Below are 18,032 nucleotides of genomic sequence, written 5' to 3' on the forward strand. Positions count from 1 at the left end.
CAATCTATGGACTGGACAGGGTCGAAAGAGCGGATGCGGATCGATCCTCCGCCGTCTCGAAGCAGAGATGATGTTCCTGGACGAACTCGTTCACGGCTCGAATAACAGCATTGTTGTTCAGCGTCGAGTTCACGAATTGCGAGGTATTGAGGACGAAGAAATCTGTATGCCGCGTCGTGACACGAGGGACCCGCTTCGAGTAATCCAACACTTGCAGAGGTTGGACCTTCGCAGCCTTGTTGAGATGCAGACCGACGACATCCGACTCGCGGAGATCCGGAAACAGCCTGCGCGCCCCCTCAAAGAACCGCTGGGTAATCGTCTCGTCAGGGAGGTGGAACTCCGGATCACCGGTCGGCACATACTTCGGAAAATAGGTGAGGTAATAGCCCGCCGTCTCGTCGGTCGGCACAATACTGCTCATGCCGATCACTCCGGTAAAGGGCACATCGGCGTCGGCAAGATTTAAGGTGTAGTACGGCAGCAGCGGCCGCCGCGTCACCAACACCGGACACACCACCCCCAGATACTCGATAGGGTCGGCCGAGGCTTCTACCGACACAAGTCCCTGCGTCGCCAAGGGACTGCCCGCATCGATCGGGCCGGTCCAAATGACTTTATCAAAATGCTCATGACCGCCGTTTATCTTGATGGTGATGCCGGCATGCGCGCCTGGCTCGATGGCTTGGACAGGGGTATTCAGCCTGATTGTTCCACCGGCCGCCTGAATCAGCTCTTCGAGCCGAGTGATGACCGTGCGATACCCGCCGGATACATAGCCCAATTGATTCCGTTGGGCCGTCGTGTCACGGGTGGAAAACAGGCGGGTGATGTACGACCAGATAAACACCGCCGACACTCGTTTGTACTGTGCTCCCAACTTGGCTAACAGCAGGGGCTTCCAAAAGGCCTCATAGGTGCGGCGCCCGCACATACGAATCAGCCACTCCTCCACGGACACTGACTCCAGCTCCCGCCAATCCCGAATTCGATTACACGCGAGAATCGTGCGCGCTAATCGTAGTTTTCCAATGATTCCAACCAGGGGAAATCGCAACAATTCCAGCGTGGTGCTGACTGAATAAAAGCGTCCCTTCGCATAGAGGCCGGCTCGCGCCGCACTCCATCGCAGGCGATCACCCAACCCGATTTCATGGAGATACTGAATGAGCTGGGTATCGGAGGACAGGATCACGTGATAGAAACGATCCCACCAGAAGAGGCCGTAATCATGATAGGTCGTCAACCCGCCGGCCTGACGCTCGCGCTCCAACACGGTCACACGGACGCCTCTGGCCGAAAGGCGTTGAGCCAATGCCAGCCCCATGATTCCCGCACCGATTATTCCGACACGCAACGGCACACCCCTTCCAGTCTCGATGTCAAACGGCTTAGATCCTGATCGCCGTCTCCTGCAAGCTTGGCGACTCGCTGGCCACGACCGTCGGACTCACGAGCGATCGCTGCCAATTAATGGTCTGCAACAGCCCCTCTTCCAGCCCGACCCGCGCCGTAATACCCAGGATCCGCTGTGACCGCTCGATGTCGGGCACGCGTCTCCGAACATCTTCATACTTGCCGCCGGTAAAGCTTTCGTAGGAAACAAAGGTGCATTTGAGCGGCCATGGCGTCCCGGCCAGCCTGTGAATGGTGCGAGCGAGATCGAGAATGGTGATCTCGTGCGTGGAGCCCACATTCAAAATTTCACCGTTGGCCTCAGGCGTGATCATCGCGGCATAGATTCCGTCGACGGTGTCGGCGACGTAGGTGAAGCTGCGCGTCTGCAGGCCGTCGCCGTGAATGGAAATGTCCCGATCGTTCAAAATGGCATCGATAAACACCGCCTGCGGGCCTCCCCACCAACTGACATGATTTCTTGGTCCATAGGATCCGAAGAATCTCAACACCGAGACCGGAAGCCCATAGGCCTCCTGATAGGCGAACGCTAAGTGTTCGGTGAACAGTTTGGACACGGCATAGCCCCAACGGGCGACCTTCGAAGAGCCGAAGACAGAATCATCATCTTCAGCGAACGGCAGCCTGGGATTTCGTCCATACACGTCGGAAGTCGACGCCAGCACAGCTTTGCAACCCGCCTTTCGGGCCAACTCCAAGACGTTTTCACAGCTTCGTGTATTGACGCGAAGGGTCGCCAGGGCATTGCCGTACCGGGGAATCTTGTGCGAGGCCAGATGCACGAGGCAGTCGGCGTCCTCGCCGAGGTCGCTGAATGCGGCGGGGTCGGTCGCATCGCGCTCGAGAAATCGAAAGGCAGGATTGCCCAGATGTGCCGCAATGTTGCTCAACGACCCCTTTGACAGATCATCCATTCCGATGACCCGATGGCCGGCGGCCAACAGGCGGTCTAAGAAATGCGAACCCAAAAATCCCGCCACTCCCGTCACCAGAATGTACTTGGATGAAGCCGATGATAGTGACATGCGCTCGCCGCTCTTTCGTGGTTGTGCCCGATGTGAAACCTGCACGACGCACTTTGTCTTCGGTCGCGTCGGATTCTTATCTCTCTCGTCGTCGACTGTCACACGTGTTCGTTGTCTCGTGAATACCGATACATCGAATTGACCAGATGGAACGTTTCTTCGAAATACCGCTTGCTCTGCATGGACAACAACCCGAGGCTGATCAATTGAATACTCAGCATCGACGACAGCCCTCCGATGATGAAGGTGTGAGGAAACGCCTGATAGGCTTGTGCGACCGCCAGGGAAGCACGCGTCATGATCCAATCGTGTTGAATCAGCGGCGCATAGGCGTCATAAAAATGAATGAGCATCCAGGCATCGGCGTAGACGGCGAGCACCGCGAGCACCATGCCGGGGAGCAGAAAAAACATGAACGGGCGGAAGATGAATCCCGACACGATCGTCGAGAGCACGTGCGGCAGCATCTTCATGCTGGAGTTCCGCCCCTTGCCCGCCTCGTGCTGAAGTCTCCAGTCGAGATGCGCGGGGATTTCCTCAATCTGAGCCCGAAGCAACACCCCCTTGTAAATGATTTCGGGGCTGATCTCCTGACCGCGAGCCCTCAGGCTCATCGCCCGGATGAACGGTCCGTCATACACGCGCACCATGCCGGTCAGGGTCGAGAGGTTGCAGCGGGCGAAACCGGCCAAAAACCGATTGGCCCACCGGCTCATCGTGCGTCGAAGCCACGGCACGTCGCTGACCTGTCCGCCGACTGCATACGGCGATGCCACCACTATCGTGGCCTGAGTCTGTTGAATCCGATCGAGTAACTCTCCGACATGTTCAGGCGCATAACTCAGATCGCAGTCAAGCACGACCACGTACCGGCCCAGGCTGCTCTGAAATCCCGTACGGAGCGCATAGCCAAGGCCTCGATTCTTCGGATGATGCACCACCCGAATCTCGTTCCGTCCCTTGGAGAACTCCTCGGCGACCAGCGCGGTATGGTCCGTGCTGCCGTCATTGACGACGATGATTTCCCACCGATACTGCGCGTCCAGGGTGCTCATGTACCGGCAGACCTTCGCTAAGGTCGAGGGCAACATCGCACCCTCGTTGAACGCCGGAATGACGATCGAGACCAGCGGCTGATCGGTGCCTCCCCGGTCTTGGCGGAGAGGCTCCTCCTTCGAGGAAGTCAGGTGTTCAGCCGGCGCGATCGGTTCGGATGACGTGGTGACGAGCATGACAGGCTCCAAAAATTAGATGGCTTGCAGCAGCGAGAACGGGATTACAGGACAGAGACCTGAGGATCGAGGCGCGTTGATTCAGATTGTTAGTCGGGTCGACGAAGGACCGGCAGTCTGCGGACCCTCTTATCGAGGCTTTTGGGCCAAGCACACAATTTCGTACCGTCGATCGGCAAGCGCACTCAGTTTTTCGATCGCCCAGATCCCCCACTTCACGACAGGGCTCGGGAGTTGCGAATGCTCGAAGAACGCTTCCTGCGAGTAACAGCGCACCGCCTGCATCCCGCTTTTCCCGACCAGGGAGCTAAACCCGTTCCTGGAAAAGAAATACGTATGGTAGGTGGGATGAAGAGCCAAGGCCGGATAAGACACTCTCCCTCCGGAAATCCGGTACAGAAACAGTCCGGCGCGGGCGAGCAGGCTATCTTCATCCGGAGTGCAGAAGAGGGCGACACCTCCCGGCTTCAGCAACCGACTGACCTTTTCCAAACACAGGACCGGATCGACCACGTGTTCGATGATGTCCCACATGGTAATCACATCATAGGCTGCGGCGGGCAGCTCCACCGATTCGAACGAGGCCGTTATCACCTCAGTCCGAACGGCGCGTCGCGAGACCTGACTCAACTCCGGCGACAGTTCGACCCCGGAGACCTTCCATCCACGCTGTTGAGCCAGATTCAGGAACGCCCCGGACCCGCAGCCGACATCCAGCAATTTCCCAACCCCAACCATGGATTCGATCGCCGAAAGCGCCTTGACGTAGTTGGCATACCGCCCCCTGGCCAGCTCCTTGAACTCCCGGACGTCATAGGAAAAATAGGGATTGCGCGAATATTCTTCTCCGGTATACATGGCGGTGATATCGCCGGCGGAATACATGTTGGTGCGCCAGGATCCCCCGCATCCGCGACACTTGAGCACGGAGAACTGAGCAAAGCGATAGACGGCGTGCAGATCGGTTCCCTCACAGAGCGGACACTGCGTGAGAACGCGCTCGCTCCCCTTGCTGAGGGAGCGAGCCACCATCGTCTGTGTCATCCCAGTAGCCATAACTACCCTTCCAAGACCGTCGCTAACACCGCCGGCTGTTCTTCAACCCCGGAATCGGCCGGCACGCGCGACACTCCAGATGCAGCCTTGCGATAACGCGCCCCACAGGCACAGTGCGAGGTCTCCGCTTGCCATGTCAGTTTCTCGCCGCATTCGCACATCCATCCGGAGACCCTGGCGGGAGATCCCATCACACAGGCATAGTCCGGAACGTCCCTGGTCACCACCGCCCCGGCCCCGACAAAGGCATATCGTCCGATAGTCGTGCCGCACACAATCGTGCAATTGGCGCCAAGCGTGGCGCCTCGCTTCACCAGCGTCGGTTTCAGCTCCGACATGCGAGGGATCTCGCTGCGCGGGTTAAATACGTTGGTGAACACCATGGAGGGACCGCAAAACACATGGTCTTCCAGCGTGACCCCTTCGTAGACCGACACGTTATTCTGCACCTTCACACCGTTGCCGAGGACGGCGTTCGGGCCAATCACCACATTCTGCCCAATCTTGCAGGACTGACCGATTTTGGATCCTTTCAAGACATGCGAAACATGCCAGATACTGGTTCCTTCCCCGATGTCCACGCCCTCGTCGATGAAGGCCGACCCGTGCGCAAACCAGGAGCGCGGCGCTGGGGACGAAGTCGGCATGTGCCTGCGCTCCTTCCGTTCCAGGGCTTCCTGACATCGCTGCAGCACCGAAAGGACCCTCAACCCTTCCTCTCCATCTGTCCGTGGACGACGGCGAGTCTGCAGACACTCGAGAAAGTGGGCGCACTCCTCGCGAAGCGGTTCGGACTTGTCCAGCTCCACCGGTTGCGCCTCAGCCCTGTTCGCCACTGGGACCTGCCCCTTCCATTGGATCGAGTGCGGATACAGCAAAAGCTTGTCTTTCTTCTCCATGTCGTCGAAAACCGCCATTTTGCGATCGCCGACGACGATCAACTTCTGCTCCTTGAACGGATGCAGCCAGGACACGAAGATGTGCGATTTCACCCCGCTGGGAAACGACAGCATCGTGACCGTAATATCGGCGATCTCCTGATGAAGATAGTTGCCCCCCTGCGCCGACACGGCATTCGGCATTTCGCCCAGCAAACCAAGAACCACGGAGACGTCATGCGGCGCGAAGGACCACAGAATGTTCTCTTCGCGGCGGATCTTTCCGAGATTCAATCGATTGGAATACACGTACTGAATGCGCCCCAACTCCCCGCTATCGATCAACGCTTTGAGCTTGAGAATCGCCGGGTGATACCAGAGTAGATGGCCGACCATGAGGAGACGCCCCTGCTGTTTGGCCAACGCCACCAACGATCGGGCTTCGTCCTCGATCAAGCACAGCGGCTTCTCGACCAAAACATCTTTCCCCGCCAGGAGCGCTTGTCGCACCAACGCCCCGTGGGTCTCAGCCGGCGTGGCAATCGACACAGCCTGAATACTCTCGTCCTGCAGTACCTCGGCAAAGTCGGCGACCGCACGACAGCCCGGATACTGGGCAGCCAAGGCATCCCGCGTGACCTTATCCGTGTCGCAGATCACCGCCAAGGCACCGAGTTCGGCAAAGTTACGGACAAGATTTTTCCCCCAGTATCCGGACCCGACAACTGCTAATTGAGGCACTTTTGATGTGGATGCAGTCTGATCTGTATTCATACAAATCATCCCTTCTTAGTTAACAGGTGAGGCGAGATAAAATCTTGTGAACTGACTACTAGTGACACACTAGTCGCAGCAACAATAACGGCAGTGGACAAAGGCAATCGGGATTCGTCCAACGGTGTGAGATTGAGGTCGAATAAAGATGGACCGGTAAACGCATTTCCCGACCAGAGGAGCCGTGGTTCTGCCATCACCTATAGGGCGTTCTTTAGAGCTTCCCGGCAGGGTGTCGGCCTACCCTCCTCGAATACGCAACTAATGGCTCGTATTGAGGCGAACTCCGACAATGAGGCTACAGATTACTTGTCTAGCTGGTGATGTCCCTAGGGGAAAAAGGCGCTCATTTCTTTTGATCGTCTAAACCCATTGGCAAGATACAAACTTACAGATCGGCAGCAATTTTCGCTTCCGACCACTGTTAGCACCGTGTGGATTCCGAAGAAGAGAGAATCTCCTTACTGCTTGCGGATGATGCCCAAGTAATGGGTGTTCATGATTTTGAGCGATTCACATACCATGCAGCCCAGCCACGAATAGGGAGCAACCCTGCGTGAAACTGGAGGTGCGAGGGTTACTCGATGAAGCTGAATATCACACCGAGGAAACAGTTCGAATATCTCTCGTTTTCGAATACCTCGCACATCGCGATTCTTGGGATTGTCGGTGTGGTAGTCATACCAGAGAATGCGACCCGTATCTTTCAATACACGCAACATCTCCTGTGCCATCCGCTTCTTGGTGGCACTATCCAGTATGGACGTAAAAACTGTGAACTGGCAGATCAGATCGAAGTGACTATCCTTCAGCGGCAGAAGAGTCGCATTGGTACAATGAAGTTTCACACCGCTCGGGCAAAGCTGTTGTGCTACCGCAATTCGATCCTCCAGGAGGTCGATACCCGTTAGATTGTCGGGAGATGCTCCCCATTTCACGAACTCCCGAATCCAATAGCCTTGCCCACATCCCACTTCGAGGATTCTCTTGTCACGAAGAGCGACAAGGTGATTGCGTCTAAGCGCAGCCAGCAAGGCTCGCTCCAGCTGCTGCACCCGAAACAGCTGCCCCTGATTGAACCAAGAATAGAGCGCTGAGGGTTGCCGATGCGCATACGCCAAGCGAATACGCGCCTCTTCCTCTTTTGCGCCTGAGGCATGACTGCCAGATAGTAGAGAAGAGGTATCTTCATTCAACATTGTTTCTGACCATTGCCTCAGATCGGTTAGCACCATGGACCGGAGAAATACTCAGATCCAAGAGACGGGAGACTCATCAAAGGATCGACCTTCACAAGTGCGAGCTCATCGTGATCAGCACTGACGTCAGACCTTGACCCAATGAGCCGTACCGTCGCCGCGTTCACCCGAGCAGAGCCCGGAGAGCATTACTTCAAATCGCTCATTAATTCGGTCACGGTTGTAATGTTCAAACGCATGCTGCCTGCCGTTCTGACCAAAACTCACACGCATTGGCTCGTTATGGTGTAAGGCACAAATCGCATCTGCCATCAATTGTGGCGCCTCTGGGAGAACTACGATACCGCATCGCCCAGCCTCTACCACATGCTTGGCTTCACCGAGAGCTGCCAAAACAATGGGCACCCCCGCAGCCATCGCTTCGAGCAACTTGCAGGGGATGGCTCCTTTCAGGACAGGAAGGTCCCTAAGCGGGACGACCATGGCATCGAATCCCGCAAAAATCTCCGGCATCCGGTCGACAGGCTGTGGGGGGAAGAACTCAACATTTTCCAGACGCTCCTCCGACACTCGCCGCATGAGTTTCACCTTTTGAGGACCATCACCGTAAAAGGCAAAGGCAACCCGGTCGTTGTCGCGGAGAAGACGTGCTGCATCAACGACAGTTTCCAGATCCTGCATCAGGCCATGGAGACCTGCGTACCCAACGACAAACTTACCGGAAGCAGTGTACGAACGCTGTAGCCTTCTGCCTCGTGCATCATCAGTCTTCCTGAAAAAGTCGCCCTCAATCCCATTGGTAACCAGAGCGATCGTTGCCTCCGGCACTCGCGCACGGACACCACTGACAATTCCTTGCGTCTGACACGTGATCAAATCAGCTCTCTGATACAGGAACAATTCCATGCGATGCGCCAACGCGATCAAGGTTTTATTCTTCAACATCCCGAGATCTACCGCAGAATCGGTCCAGAGATCGGAGATATTGAACGCAAATTTAGCCCGTTTCAGCTTGCTGATGAAGAAACCAGAAAAACCCGTAAAAAGGGGGGGGCATTCTGTGATCACGACGTCCTGCCTACCAACCTTGTTGACGGCCATAACCAGCGCCAACGCAGAGAAAGAGAGGTAATTCGCCAGTCTTCCGAAAAATCGAAGGCCGGGCCGAGTATATAACCAGGTTCGAAGGACTGTGATCCCCTCTTCAACTTCCTCGACAATCAATCGATTTCGATACTGGGCATGGATATTCCCGCTCGGATAGTTCGGAACCGCCGTAAGCACAGTCACAGAATGGCCCGCTCGCTTCAGAAAACGAGCCAGACAGGACAAACGATTCTGAGCCGCTCCTACCTCAGGGGGATAGTACTGCGTAAGGATCAGTATGCGCATTGTTCAGCCTTTAGTTTTGGGAAACAGACCGATTTACAGCCTTCGGCAAGAGCTTGACGCGGAGGGGTCGACTACCATAGATTCTAAGTCCTACCGTTGCCGGCACACGTGGCTGTAGTCTCTTCCATGCTTCAGATGACTTTTTTGAACAGTGTCCGTAATTGCGGATTCTCATAAACCATTGAGAAAAATGACTTTGTGAGTGTCTTGAGGCAGGCCCATTCTGGGCATGCATTCTGCTTTATTTGACAAATGAAAGTTGCGTATCTGTCGTATATAGCCCTGGAGGGCCAGATGGTCTATGGAAACACGGTGAAGAGAAGAAGCGCGTATCTAATCGTGTTCGGTTTGAGCCTGCTCATCACCTTTGTTAATAACCTACAGGTACAGGCCTCAAGCTACTATGTTGCCACCACGGGCAATGATTCCTATTCGGGCTCTGAACTCCAGCCGTTTCAAACCATCAAGAAGGGCCTGAGCGTGCTGTCAGCTGGTGATACGCTCTACATCCGGGGAGGAATATACCCGGAACGCATCGATAGCAACGCACAATCCATCCCGACCGGCAGTTCCTGGCAGGACGCGCCAGTGATTTCAGCCTACTCAGGAGAAGCGGTGGTTTTGCAGCCAATCGGTGGGACAGCGGTCATTAATCTCGCTCATGCCTATATCAAGTATGTCGTGTTTAGCAACTTGATTGTAGACGCCTCCGGCCTCCAACGAACCTGCTCGACTGGCTACGGTTGCAGTTACGGCGTTAGCGGAACAAATGGTGCCCATCACGTTCGTTTTGTCAACACGGAAATCAAGAATGCTGCAGGTTCAGGTGTCTTAATCACTCGAGGTTCATCGAGTGCACCGACCTACTTTGAATTCATAGGATGTGACGCACATCACAACGGAATAGATCCCAGCGATCACGGGTATTATTTAGCGACGAGCGGGAACCTGGTTCAAAAGGGTAAGGTGCACCATAATAGCGGCCACGGCGTGCACATCTATACGGGCAATGTCTCGGTTACTGCCGACAACAACACGATCGATGGGAACGACGTCTATAGCAACGCAGTACTAAGCGGGTCGGCCCCAGGCATACTGCTGGACTACGGCACGGGTAATCGCGCTATCAATAATATTGTCAGAGGGAACAAGAATGGCATTCATGTTGGCAATCACTGGACATCGGGTTTCAGCGCAACCGGCACAAAAGTCTACAACAATACAATTTTCGCCAACCTGCCCGGGGTAGGACTCAATATCGCCTCCAGCGCTTCCCAAACCGAAGTTAAAAATAACATTATCTACAAGAACGGCAGCACGATATTGAATACTGGCAGTAATGTGATCAACACGAATAACCTGCTTGTAGATCCTCGTTTTGTGGATGAATTTAACGGCAACTTCAAATTGCAGTTGAGCAGTCCAGCCGTTAACCAGGGTGTCCTTCTAACCGAGGTCCCTTATGACCTCACAGGTATCACTCGCCCCCAAGGTGGTACACATGATATAGGCGCGCACGAATATTCCTCCACGAGCACAGATACCATTCCGCCAACCCAGCCGGTCATTAAATCAATCACTACACCCTAGCAAGAACCTTCGCACAATGGCTGGCTGAAGGTCCTATTCGTGCAACTCTCAACCTCAAGCAGGATAAGGTGTTTCTACTCTACCCGCGCCATGCAGCATCTCCTGATAAAACTCGGTAAGCTGGCGGGCCGTATGATCCACCGAGAGCGGGCTGATTGCCTTCCCAGCCTCTATTCTTTGGGGATGCCTGCACACACTCTGTAACTTGTCCGCTAAGTCCTTGGGAGTGGGCTCCGCGAGATAACAGCCACGAATACCGTTAATTCGCTGAGGTACGTCGCCAACCGCTACAGACACGATCGGCAAATTACAGGCCAAGGCCTCCTTCACGATAGTCGGGGACCCCTCATGAAAAGATGTAACTAGGAGCGCATCACTGGCATTGAGCCAAACAGGCACCTGGTCGTAGGTGACCCCACACAGTTCATGGATTTCAGCATTCACACCTAACTTTCTGAGACAATCCAATGCAGCATATGCTAACGCAGGACGCTTAACTGGATCGCCGGTATTTTGAAAGAGGATATGGAAGCTCCCCTTCTTCCACCCCAACAGGCCGCAACAATAATCACGGTCATGTGGCTTAAATAGGTTTAGATCGATTCCACAAGGGATCACCCGAACTTGTGATCTCCCCTTATCGGCTGGTAGCGATTGCCGTAAGTGCTCAGCCACGAGAACCACGCCACTGCACCGTTTGGCCGCCTGCTTCGACGCGAGAACCCCACAACCCGCAATCAACCTTCGACGGAATCGCTCAAATGGTTGCCCTAATAAATCCGATCCGTGAAAGCTCACCACTACAGGTCTATCCTGCACAACATGCGCCACAAGTCCTGCCATGATACCGCCGTACATGACGTGCACAAGATCAGGCTGATACTCAGCTATTTTTCCCTGCACCAGTGCCGGCAGATGAGCATAGATGCGCATCCCCAGGCGCACTCGATCCAAGAGCAGCACTTCCACATCCATACCTGCTCGTCTGAGCCCCTGGATCTGCTGTTCAATGAATCGCCCTGCGTGTGGAGCATGAGGACTCGGGAACAGATTTGTGACGGCAAGCACGCGCATTCGATATTTCTCAATCCTAGCGTCTAGCGACAACTCGCCAATAAATTAAACAACCAATAGAGGTACTAAATGCTATGAAAAAGATACTACTGAGCGATGAGACGGCCTCAAACAAGACCGCTTAGCATTCGACGATCATTTTCACACAAGCGCATTAAGGCTTGAGGCGTTGTGCAACGATCAAAAGAGACTGTCCAAATGGGCGCCACAGTCTGGGTTCTATGCGGCTAGCAATAGGTACAACATATCGATCAAATACTTCTGCCGCACTGGGAGAAATTTCAGTTGAGCCTAAGACTCGACCAGTCAACCACCACGCAAAAAATCCCACCAGATTCCAGTACTCACAGCTCACAATTTTGAACCCGGCTTTTTCAAATAGAGAGCATAGTTGTCTCTTCTTGTATCGCCGGTGATGTAAGAATAGGCGATCAAGGCTTCCATAGATCGACTCAAAAGCCGGCACCCAGTGCACCGAATAACCTCCTGGTCGTAGAACATCAAAACTGCAGGAGAGAATCTCATCGTGTTCCCCATCCGGCACATGCTCGAGAACGTTTGCCGATATCACTGAATCAAATCGCTCTCGATAAGATGGCCGACGCGCCAATTCTTGAAGCGACACGCACTCCATTAGTAACCGAGTAGTTGCCGGTACTCGTTGGCGATGCCTCTCAATCATTTGTTCATCGGTATCGATGGCAACTACTGCACGCTCATCACCAAGCAAAAGGGCTGTTAAATTACCAATCCCAGCACCGAGTTCCATGACGCGCGATCCTAGATAGGGACGCATCACTCCGTAAATCCATTGATAATACTGAACACTTTCGGCAAGCGTTTCTAGGCAATAGGGGGAACTCGGATGACCACCATCTTGGCCCTCACTAGGCCCTATTTGTTTGATCATATTCACTGCGAACTCTTTTGAGCAACCACTAGGAGCGACAAGCCGTCCCATGGCAACCATCGATCAATTTTCTTCATACACGGCGAGAGCACATCTACCCACGAAACTGATTTTGGCGAGAAAAACTGGCGGCGACATATCTTACTTTCGAAGAACCATCCGATGAGAACCAACTTCCCAAACCATCGCTCCTCCACAGCCGAAAGTCCTACGGCTCTGAGAAGACCCTTAATAGACTCCCGGCTATATCGACGCCGTCTTCCTAGAGCACTGTCGAGGCTCCCATAGAGGTTATGTTGAGCTGAGAGGAGGAGTACTACTCGACCTCCAGGACAAACGGAAGAGGCAAGTGAATCCAATGCCACCTTATCGTCATCCATCAACTCAAGCTGGTTGATGCTGATGACGGTATCCGGATTGACGCTTTTTGCCCATTCCGCACCCTGTTCACTAAACACATCCTGCTCTGAAATTGTCACATTGTCTCGGTAATCCATGTTACAGGACAGCTGCAGTCGGAATTCATTAACCGGCTCTGTAAGAATGAGTTCCTTTCCGACCAATATATGTTTAGACAAATTTCCTACACCTGCACCCACCTCTAAAACACGTGTTCCCATAAAGGGTTCAATTTCTTGAGCGATAGCCTTTTGGTATCGTGGGGCTTTCGCCATAGCCAAATGCCGGAGCATTGCAGCATCGAAACAAGGAATTACATCGAAATACTTAAACTTCACTATTAAGTAAATAGCTTCCAGGCCATCCTTCCAACCGATTTTCTTCCCGTCACTATAACCACGTGGATTATAAGAAATCGGCACTTCAACTATCCTTGCCCTGACAGCAATGAGTCGAGCGGCAAGTTCGGGCTCAATACCGAAACGGTCCGTGGTCAGACGGAGGCTCTTGAGTATTCTTAAAGGCATGGCCTTATAACATGTCTCCATATCGCTCAGGTGGGCGTCATGAACAATATTAAAACACGTGGTCAAAAGACTGTTACCGAGCGAATGCCAGTATCCCCTAACCTGACGTTCATTACCGCTCAGGTAGCGACTACCAAATACTGCATCCGCAGCACCATTAATCAAAGGAGCGATAATCCGAGAATAGTCATTCGGATCGTACTCAAAGTCGGCATCCTGGATAATAGCAAAATCCCCACTGGCTGCACTTATCGCAGTTCGGATTGCCGCGCCTTTTCCTTGATTATTCTTGTGGTGAAGGACCGTGATCCGAGAGTTATCTAACGCTAAAGCATCAAGAACCGCCCCACTTCCATCTGAACTGCAATCGTCAACAATAAAAATCCTGACCTCCACCTCATTCGGTGATGAGAGTACTCGATTGATGAGCCGTTTAATTGACTGAACCTCGTTAAATACAGGGATAAGCACAGCTAGCACTGGCTTAGGACTGATTTCATTCGACAACTGCCGCTCAGGAGATACGGCGGGCTCGGTCGGTTGGAATGAGCGAATAACGCGAATCAGTCCGATGCCTCCCAACAGCGGAATGATCAATTCGAGTGGCGCCCTCATTCTCGCACCCGCACCGAACGTTAACCCTGTAGAAAACGTCAACGCAGTGCAGGCAATTAAAATTGCAAACAACCAGCCTTTGTCTGTGAGTCCATCATCCCAGCCCGGATCCGGGGAACATCGCCAGCCGACATAAGCTAGTCCGAGATATACAGCCCATAAAATTGCTAGAAACAAATAGTCGCCACGGAAATTCATCCGCGCAGGACTCAATACACCTGGGGACGGATGCACAGCATGCTCAATTGCATTCAGCACGAAACTCCAGATCGTTAATACTGGATGGGCTGCGAATACCTGTGCTGCCTTTTCCCACCTTTCTTTGTTCGCAAGTGCGAGCGATTGTCCTGAAAGATTGTCCGTCGACATCGCTGTTCGCTGAACTTCCCATCGATCTCGAGACTCGGCCTGAGCTGTCACTCGGGAGGCTAGGTAAAACCATGCTGCTTTCCCTGGCACATCGCTGAGGCCATTGAATTGCGCCACCTCGGAGTTGCGAACAGACCATAGGTATACAGGAGTCAGTGCACTCACAATCATTACAGTGAGCAGCATCAAGAGGCCTTTTCGCCTCAATCCGCAGCGAAGAAGGGTGACCACTCCAAGGATGATGAGAATTGGCCAGACAGGTCTAACCAGCACAATCCCACCGATAAGTGCACCTGTCACCGCAGCCCAAAGCATAGTCATACGTTGGGATTTTGTGTCCTCAATAAGCTTAATAAGAAGAAACGCCGCGGCAAGCAAGAATACATATAATCCCTCGGTGAGAAGCAAGCCACTATAGACAATGCCCCACGGAGAAAAACACGCTAACAGACAACCTGTAAATGCCATGACCGGAGGAAGAATTTTATTTGCTAACCAATACAACAATAAGATGGTGGTCGAAAGAGCAATACTCTGGGTAATGGCAAGGGAGTGCACATCCTTCCCCACGATTGACATCAGAGCTGCTAGAAATACTGGATAGCCAGGCGTTCTCGAGACCTCTGGATTCCCATGATCGTTCAGATATGCCCCTGACTCGATTAAGCTCAGGGCCGGAACCAGATAGGTCGGTGAATCCGAGTCGGGAGGGGCTAATTGAGCAGGATCCGCGACTACTGCCATACCAACTCGCGGTCCTAGAGCGCAGACAAGGATAGTTAAGGAAGCTAAAATAAAGTGCTGCTTCAGCCAAAGGGAGAATCTACCGTAAGGGCTTTTTAGTCGGCTACATCTCCCTACGTAGATCGATTCACCCGATGTCATTTCAGCGACGACACTGTCGCCCCTAGTATCTCGGAATCCGCTATTAGTAGCCATAGGCCATTCCCCTTTGTACGAGCGGATTCCTCATCGACGGCGTAATGACAAAATTGTGAGAGAAGGTCGGTGAGGGCAGCTGCGGGGCGGAGCCGCGCACCAGCAATACTTCACACATAAATGTCGCGATCCCTCCGAAAACACAATGAGGTTCTGGTAACCGTCGGACAGTAGAGTAACGGCAGCAAAAAGACGACCTTAGGAAGCGCGAGGATAGGACAACATATCTACGTATCCAGGATACCTTTCTCGTGCGGTTAAGCTTCCTTGTCAGCCCACCCTGCCCCTCTATAGGCATGCAAAGTCGCCGAAACAAACTGCTGCAAACTGAACTTTTGTTGCGCTTTCTCTCGACCTGCTTCCCCCATACGGCGACAGAGCTCTACGTCGCTCAGCAAGAGACGGAGACGCTCCACGAGAACATTTTCATCGTTCTGGCTAACGAGAAACCCTGTTCGACCATCATCGATCAGATATGAAATGTCCCCGGCCTCCATTGCTACCACCGGAAGACCGCAGGCCATGGCTTCCATCACCACATTGGGGCAACCTTCGCTTTCCGAAGTATGAATCAGAAATTTTGCCCCTCGTAGCAAAGTAGGTATATCGTGAACGGCACCCAGAAACTCGACGTCATCGGAAAGTCCCAAATCCGCAACTTCACGTTCGAGTCTAGATCGAAGAGGACCCTCCCCTGCGATGCAAAACCGTATAGGCACTCTCCCATCTGCGTTGACCGCACGAATTACCCTGAGGCATCGATCCCAACGCTTTACCGGCAAAAGCGACCCTACGCCGACGGCATAAGCTCTTTTCATTGGCTCCGCTTCTAAGCACCGAAAGACATTTAGATCTAACCCATTCCTCACCACCGCGAACTGTTTGGGAACAAAGAACGCCGACTCTTTCTGGGCGGCAACCGCACAAGCGAGACTGTTCGAAATGTGGTAGGAGGGCCACCGAGCATTCAAGGCGCCCCTCAATTTACCCCCTGCCATCTTGGCGGCAGCAAAATCACTGCGCAATGAACCAACGGCCACAGTCTCTGTCCCTGAGGCAGCATAGTAAGCCGCGAAATTTGTATGAAATCCGTACGAGTGAATGACTTCAGGCGCGAGGGCCCGCGCCAGCTTTCGGAACGCCCGAAGTTTCGTTATCGGTGAGGCAGCTGAGGGCAGTCCATAGATCGGGATTTTTAGAGCGGCAATGTCTTGATAATATTTTTCCTCCGGATTGAGGTTCCAAGCCACCAGAGCCGGCCTGTAGCGGCTACGTTCCAGCGTGGACAGGAGATAGTACAGCTGTCGCTCCAATCCACCGAGCGCAAGCTGCCCGACCACATACAAAAGACGACAGGAAGCCTGCGTCAGGATGGATGGATCCGCCTGCTCTCTTGCGTGAGTACTCATGATCATACTCACCGTTTGCACGCTCCTTGTTCCTGAGATTGCAAGCACGAGACAACGATCTCTTCCAACCGCCGTGCGCTCATATCCCAACTCAGATTTTGTCGAAGTTGTTCTCCAATTCCAGCCGATCCATCCCATACAGGGCATGAACCATCGGCAATGGAAGAGAGTGTCCTAGCCAAAGAATCAGAAGACCCATTTGTGAACAACCATCCCCGCGCTCTTTCCGCGAGGCGTTGATTCCCCCCAATGTCAGATCCGAGAAATGGCACTCCACAAGCGAGGGCTTCCAGTACCGCGTTGGAATAGTTCTCGTAGCGGCTCGGCATGACGAACAGATCCATCGCTCGATACCAATCGGCCAACCGTTCATGTGGCACATCGGCTTCCATGTGGACGAGTCGCCCAGCGATTTCTTCATTGAGGACAGTGCGAAGTTTTCCCTCTTCCTCCCCTGATCCAATGATGAGCAGCCTTGCATGAGGGATTGAACTGAGGAGTTTCTTGAAGGCTTCGGCCAAAAGATCAATACCTTTCACATAAGCCAGCCGCCCAACGTAGCCGATGACCCATTCCGCGTTGGTCCAGCCAAGCCGTTGTCGCGCCACAGATTGGCCTGGTTTGAATACATCGCCATCCAGGCCGATCGGCAATTCCATAGCATGCTCGCCTAGAAACTTACGGATGTGACGTAGGGCATCGCCATTGGCGCAGACTGCATGGATCCCCTTCAACAGCGGAGCCAGATCTGCGGAGACGGGACCGGGTAGCCGCAAAACAGTGGGACACACTTTCGCAATGTGTCCGGCTAATACCGAATTCCCATGGACGTAGACGGCATCAAAGTCCTTCCAGCGGCCGTTGAATTCCAGATCGACTCGACGCGCAAAACGCTGGTCGTGCCACCGGACAGTCCTCCAGCACAGCGCCCCTTGGAGGCGATCCCAGGTAGCTCGCAAGGACGTTCCCTCCGGAATCCATCCAGCCAGTCTCGACAAGACATCCTGACCTAATTTCCTCGACCAATATCCGGACAGAGGAAGTGGAGCGATCTGGGCAGGCAACGTGATCGGATGATGGCCCCTCGAACCGGCGATAAAGGTGGCTGCAACAGTATGGCCTCGTTTGGCGAACGCCGAGAAAAGGTTTCGGGTAAAATTTTCCCCCCCTCCACGCAACACGCCTAACTCGGAATGGACAACCAGGATATTCACGACCGTGAGACCAA

General features: G+C 53.6%; 13 protein-coding genes. 1 reads left to right on the top strand and 12 read right to left on the bottom strand.

What is annotated here, in order from left to right; genetic code table 11:
• Positions 1-4 precede the first annotated feature (4 nt).
• The 7 genes from V9G17_02205 to V9G17_02235 all read right to left on the bottom strand — a co-directional run bounded on the left by V9G17_02205 (position 5) and on the right by V9G17_02235 (position 8,972).
• Complete coding sequence (locus V9G17_02205) at positions 5-1,357, bottom strand: NAD(P)/FAD-dependent oxidoreductase (protein ID MEI2751389.1); 1,353 nt, start codon at positions 1,355-1,357, stop codon at positions 5-7.
• A 34-nt stretch (positions 1,358-1,391) separates the two neighbouring features.
• Positions 1,392-2,441, bottom strand: coding sequence for an NAD-dependent epimerase/dehydratase family protein (locus tag V9G17_02210; protein MEI2751390.1), 1,050 nt, complete (start codon positions 2,439-2,441; stop codon positions 1,392-1,394).
• A 98-nt stretch (positions 2,442-2,539) separates the two neighbouring features.
• Complete coding sequence (locus V9G17_02215; GenBank protein ID MEI2751391.1) at positions 2,540-3,673, bottom strand: glycosyltransferase family 2 protein; 1,134 nt, start codon at positions 3,671-3,673, stop codon at positions 2,540-2,542.
• Positions 3,674-3,802: 129 nt separating this feature from the next.
• Positions 3,803-4,729 (bottom strand): class I SAM-dependent methyltransferase, encoded by a 927-nt coding sequence (locus tag V9G17_02220; protein MEI2751392.1) that lies wholly within the window; start codon positions 4,727-4,729, stop codon positions 3,803-3,805.
• Between the two features lie 2 nt (positions 4,730-4,731).
• Positions 4,732-6,381, bottom strand: a complete 1,650-nt coding sequence (locus V9G17_02225) for a Gfo/Idh/MocA family oxidoreductase (protein MEI2751393.1) — start codon at positions 6,379-6,381, stop codon at positions 4,732-4,734.
• Between the two features lie 461 nt (positions 6,382-6,842).
• Positions 6,843-7,580, bottom strand: a complete 738-nt coding sequence (locus V9G17_02230; protein ID MEI2751394.1) for a class I SAM-dependent methyltransferase — start codon at positions 7,578-7,580, stop codon at positions 6,843-6,845.
• 126 nt (positions 7,581-7,706) lie between these two features.
• Positions 7,707-8,972, bottom strand: a complete 1,266-nt coding sequence (locus tag V9G17_02235; GenBank protein ID MEI2751395.1) for a glycosyltransferase family 4 protein — start codon at positions 8,970-8,972, stop codon at positions 7,707-7,709.
• A gap of 294 nt (positions 8,973-9,266) precedes the next feature.
• Between V9G17_02235 and V9G17_02240 the strand changes: the two genes are divergently transcribed.
• Positions 9,267-10,562, top strand: a complete 1,296-nt coding sequence (locus V9G17_02240; protein ID MEI2751396.1) for a right-handed parallel beta-helix repeat-containing protein — start codon at positions 9,267-9,269, stop codon at positions 10,560-10,562.
• A gap of 54 nt (positions 10,563-10,616) precedes the next feature.
• On the opposite strand, the gene V9G17_02245 is transcribed toward V9G17_02240, so the two are convergent.
• The 5 genes from V9G17_02245 to V9G17_02265 form a co-directional block, all read right to left on the bottom strand.
• Positions 10,617-11,636, bottom strand: a complete 1,020-nt coding sequence (locus V9G17_02245; GenBank protein MEI2751397.1) for a glycosyltransferase — start codon at positions 11,634-11,636, stop codon at positions 10,617-10,619.
• A 154-nt stretch (positions 11,637-11,790) separates the two neighbouring features.
• Positions 11,791-12,546, bottom strand: coding sequence for a class I SAM-dependent methyltransferase (locus V9G17_02250; GenBank protein MEI2751398.1), 756 nt, complete (start codon positions 12,544-12,546; stop codon positions 11,791-11,793).
• Positions 12,547-12,548: 2 nt separating this feature from the next.
• On the bottom strand, positions 12,549-15,200 hold the full coding sequence (locus V9G17_02255; GenBank protein ID MEI2751399.1) for a glycosyltransferase: 2,652 nt from the start codon (positions 15,198-15,200) through the stop codon (positions 12,549-12,551).
• A gap of 452 nt (positions 15,201-15,652) precedes the next feature.
• Positions 15,653-16,810, bottom strand: coding sequence for a glycosyltransferase (locus tag V9G17_02260; protein ID MEI2751400.1), 1,158 nt, complete (start codon positions 16,808-16,810; stop codon positions 15,653-15,655).
• Between the two features lie 2 nt (positions 16,811-16,812).
• Entirely contained in the window at positions 16,813-18,018 is a 1,206-nt protein-coding gene (locus V9G17_02265; protein ID MEI2751401.1) for a glycosyltransferase family 4 protein, read from the bottom strand.
• Positions 18,019-18,032: the final 14 nt, after the last annotated feature.

It is taken from the genome of Nitrospira sp. (genome assembly GCA_037045225.1).
Classification (GTDB): Bacteria; Nitrospirota; Nitrospiria; order Nitrospirales; family Nitrospiraceae; genus Nitrospira_A.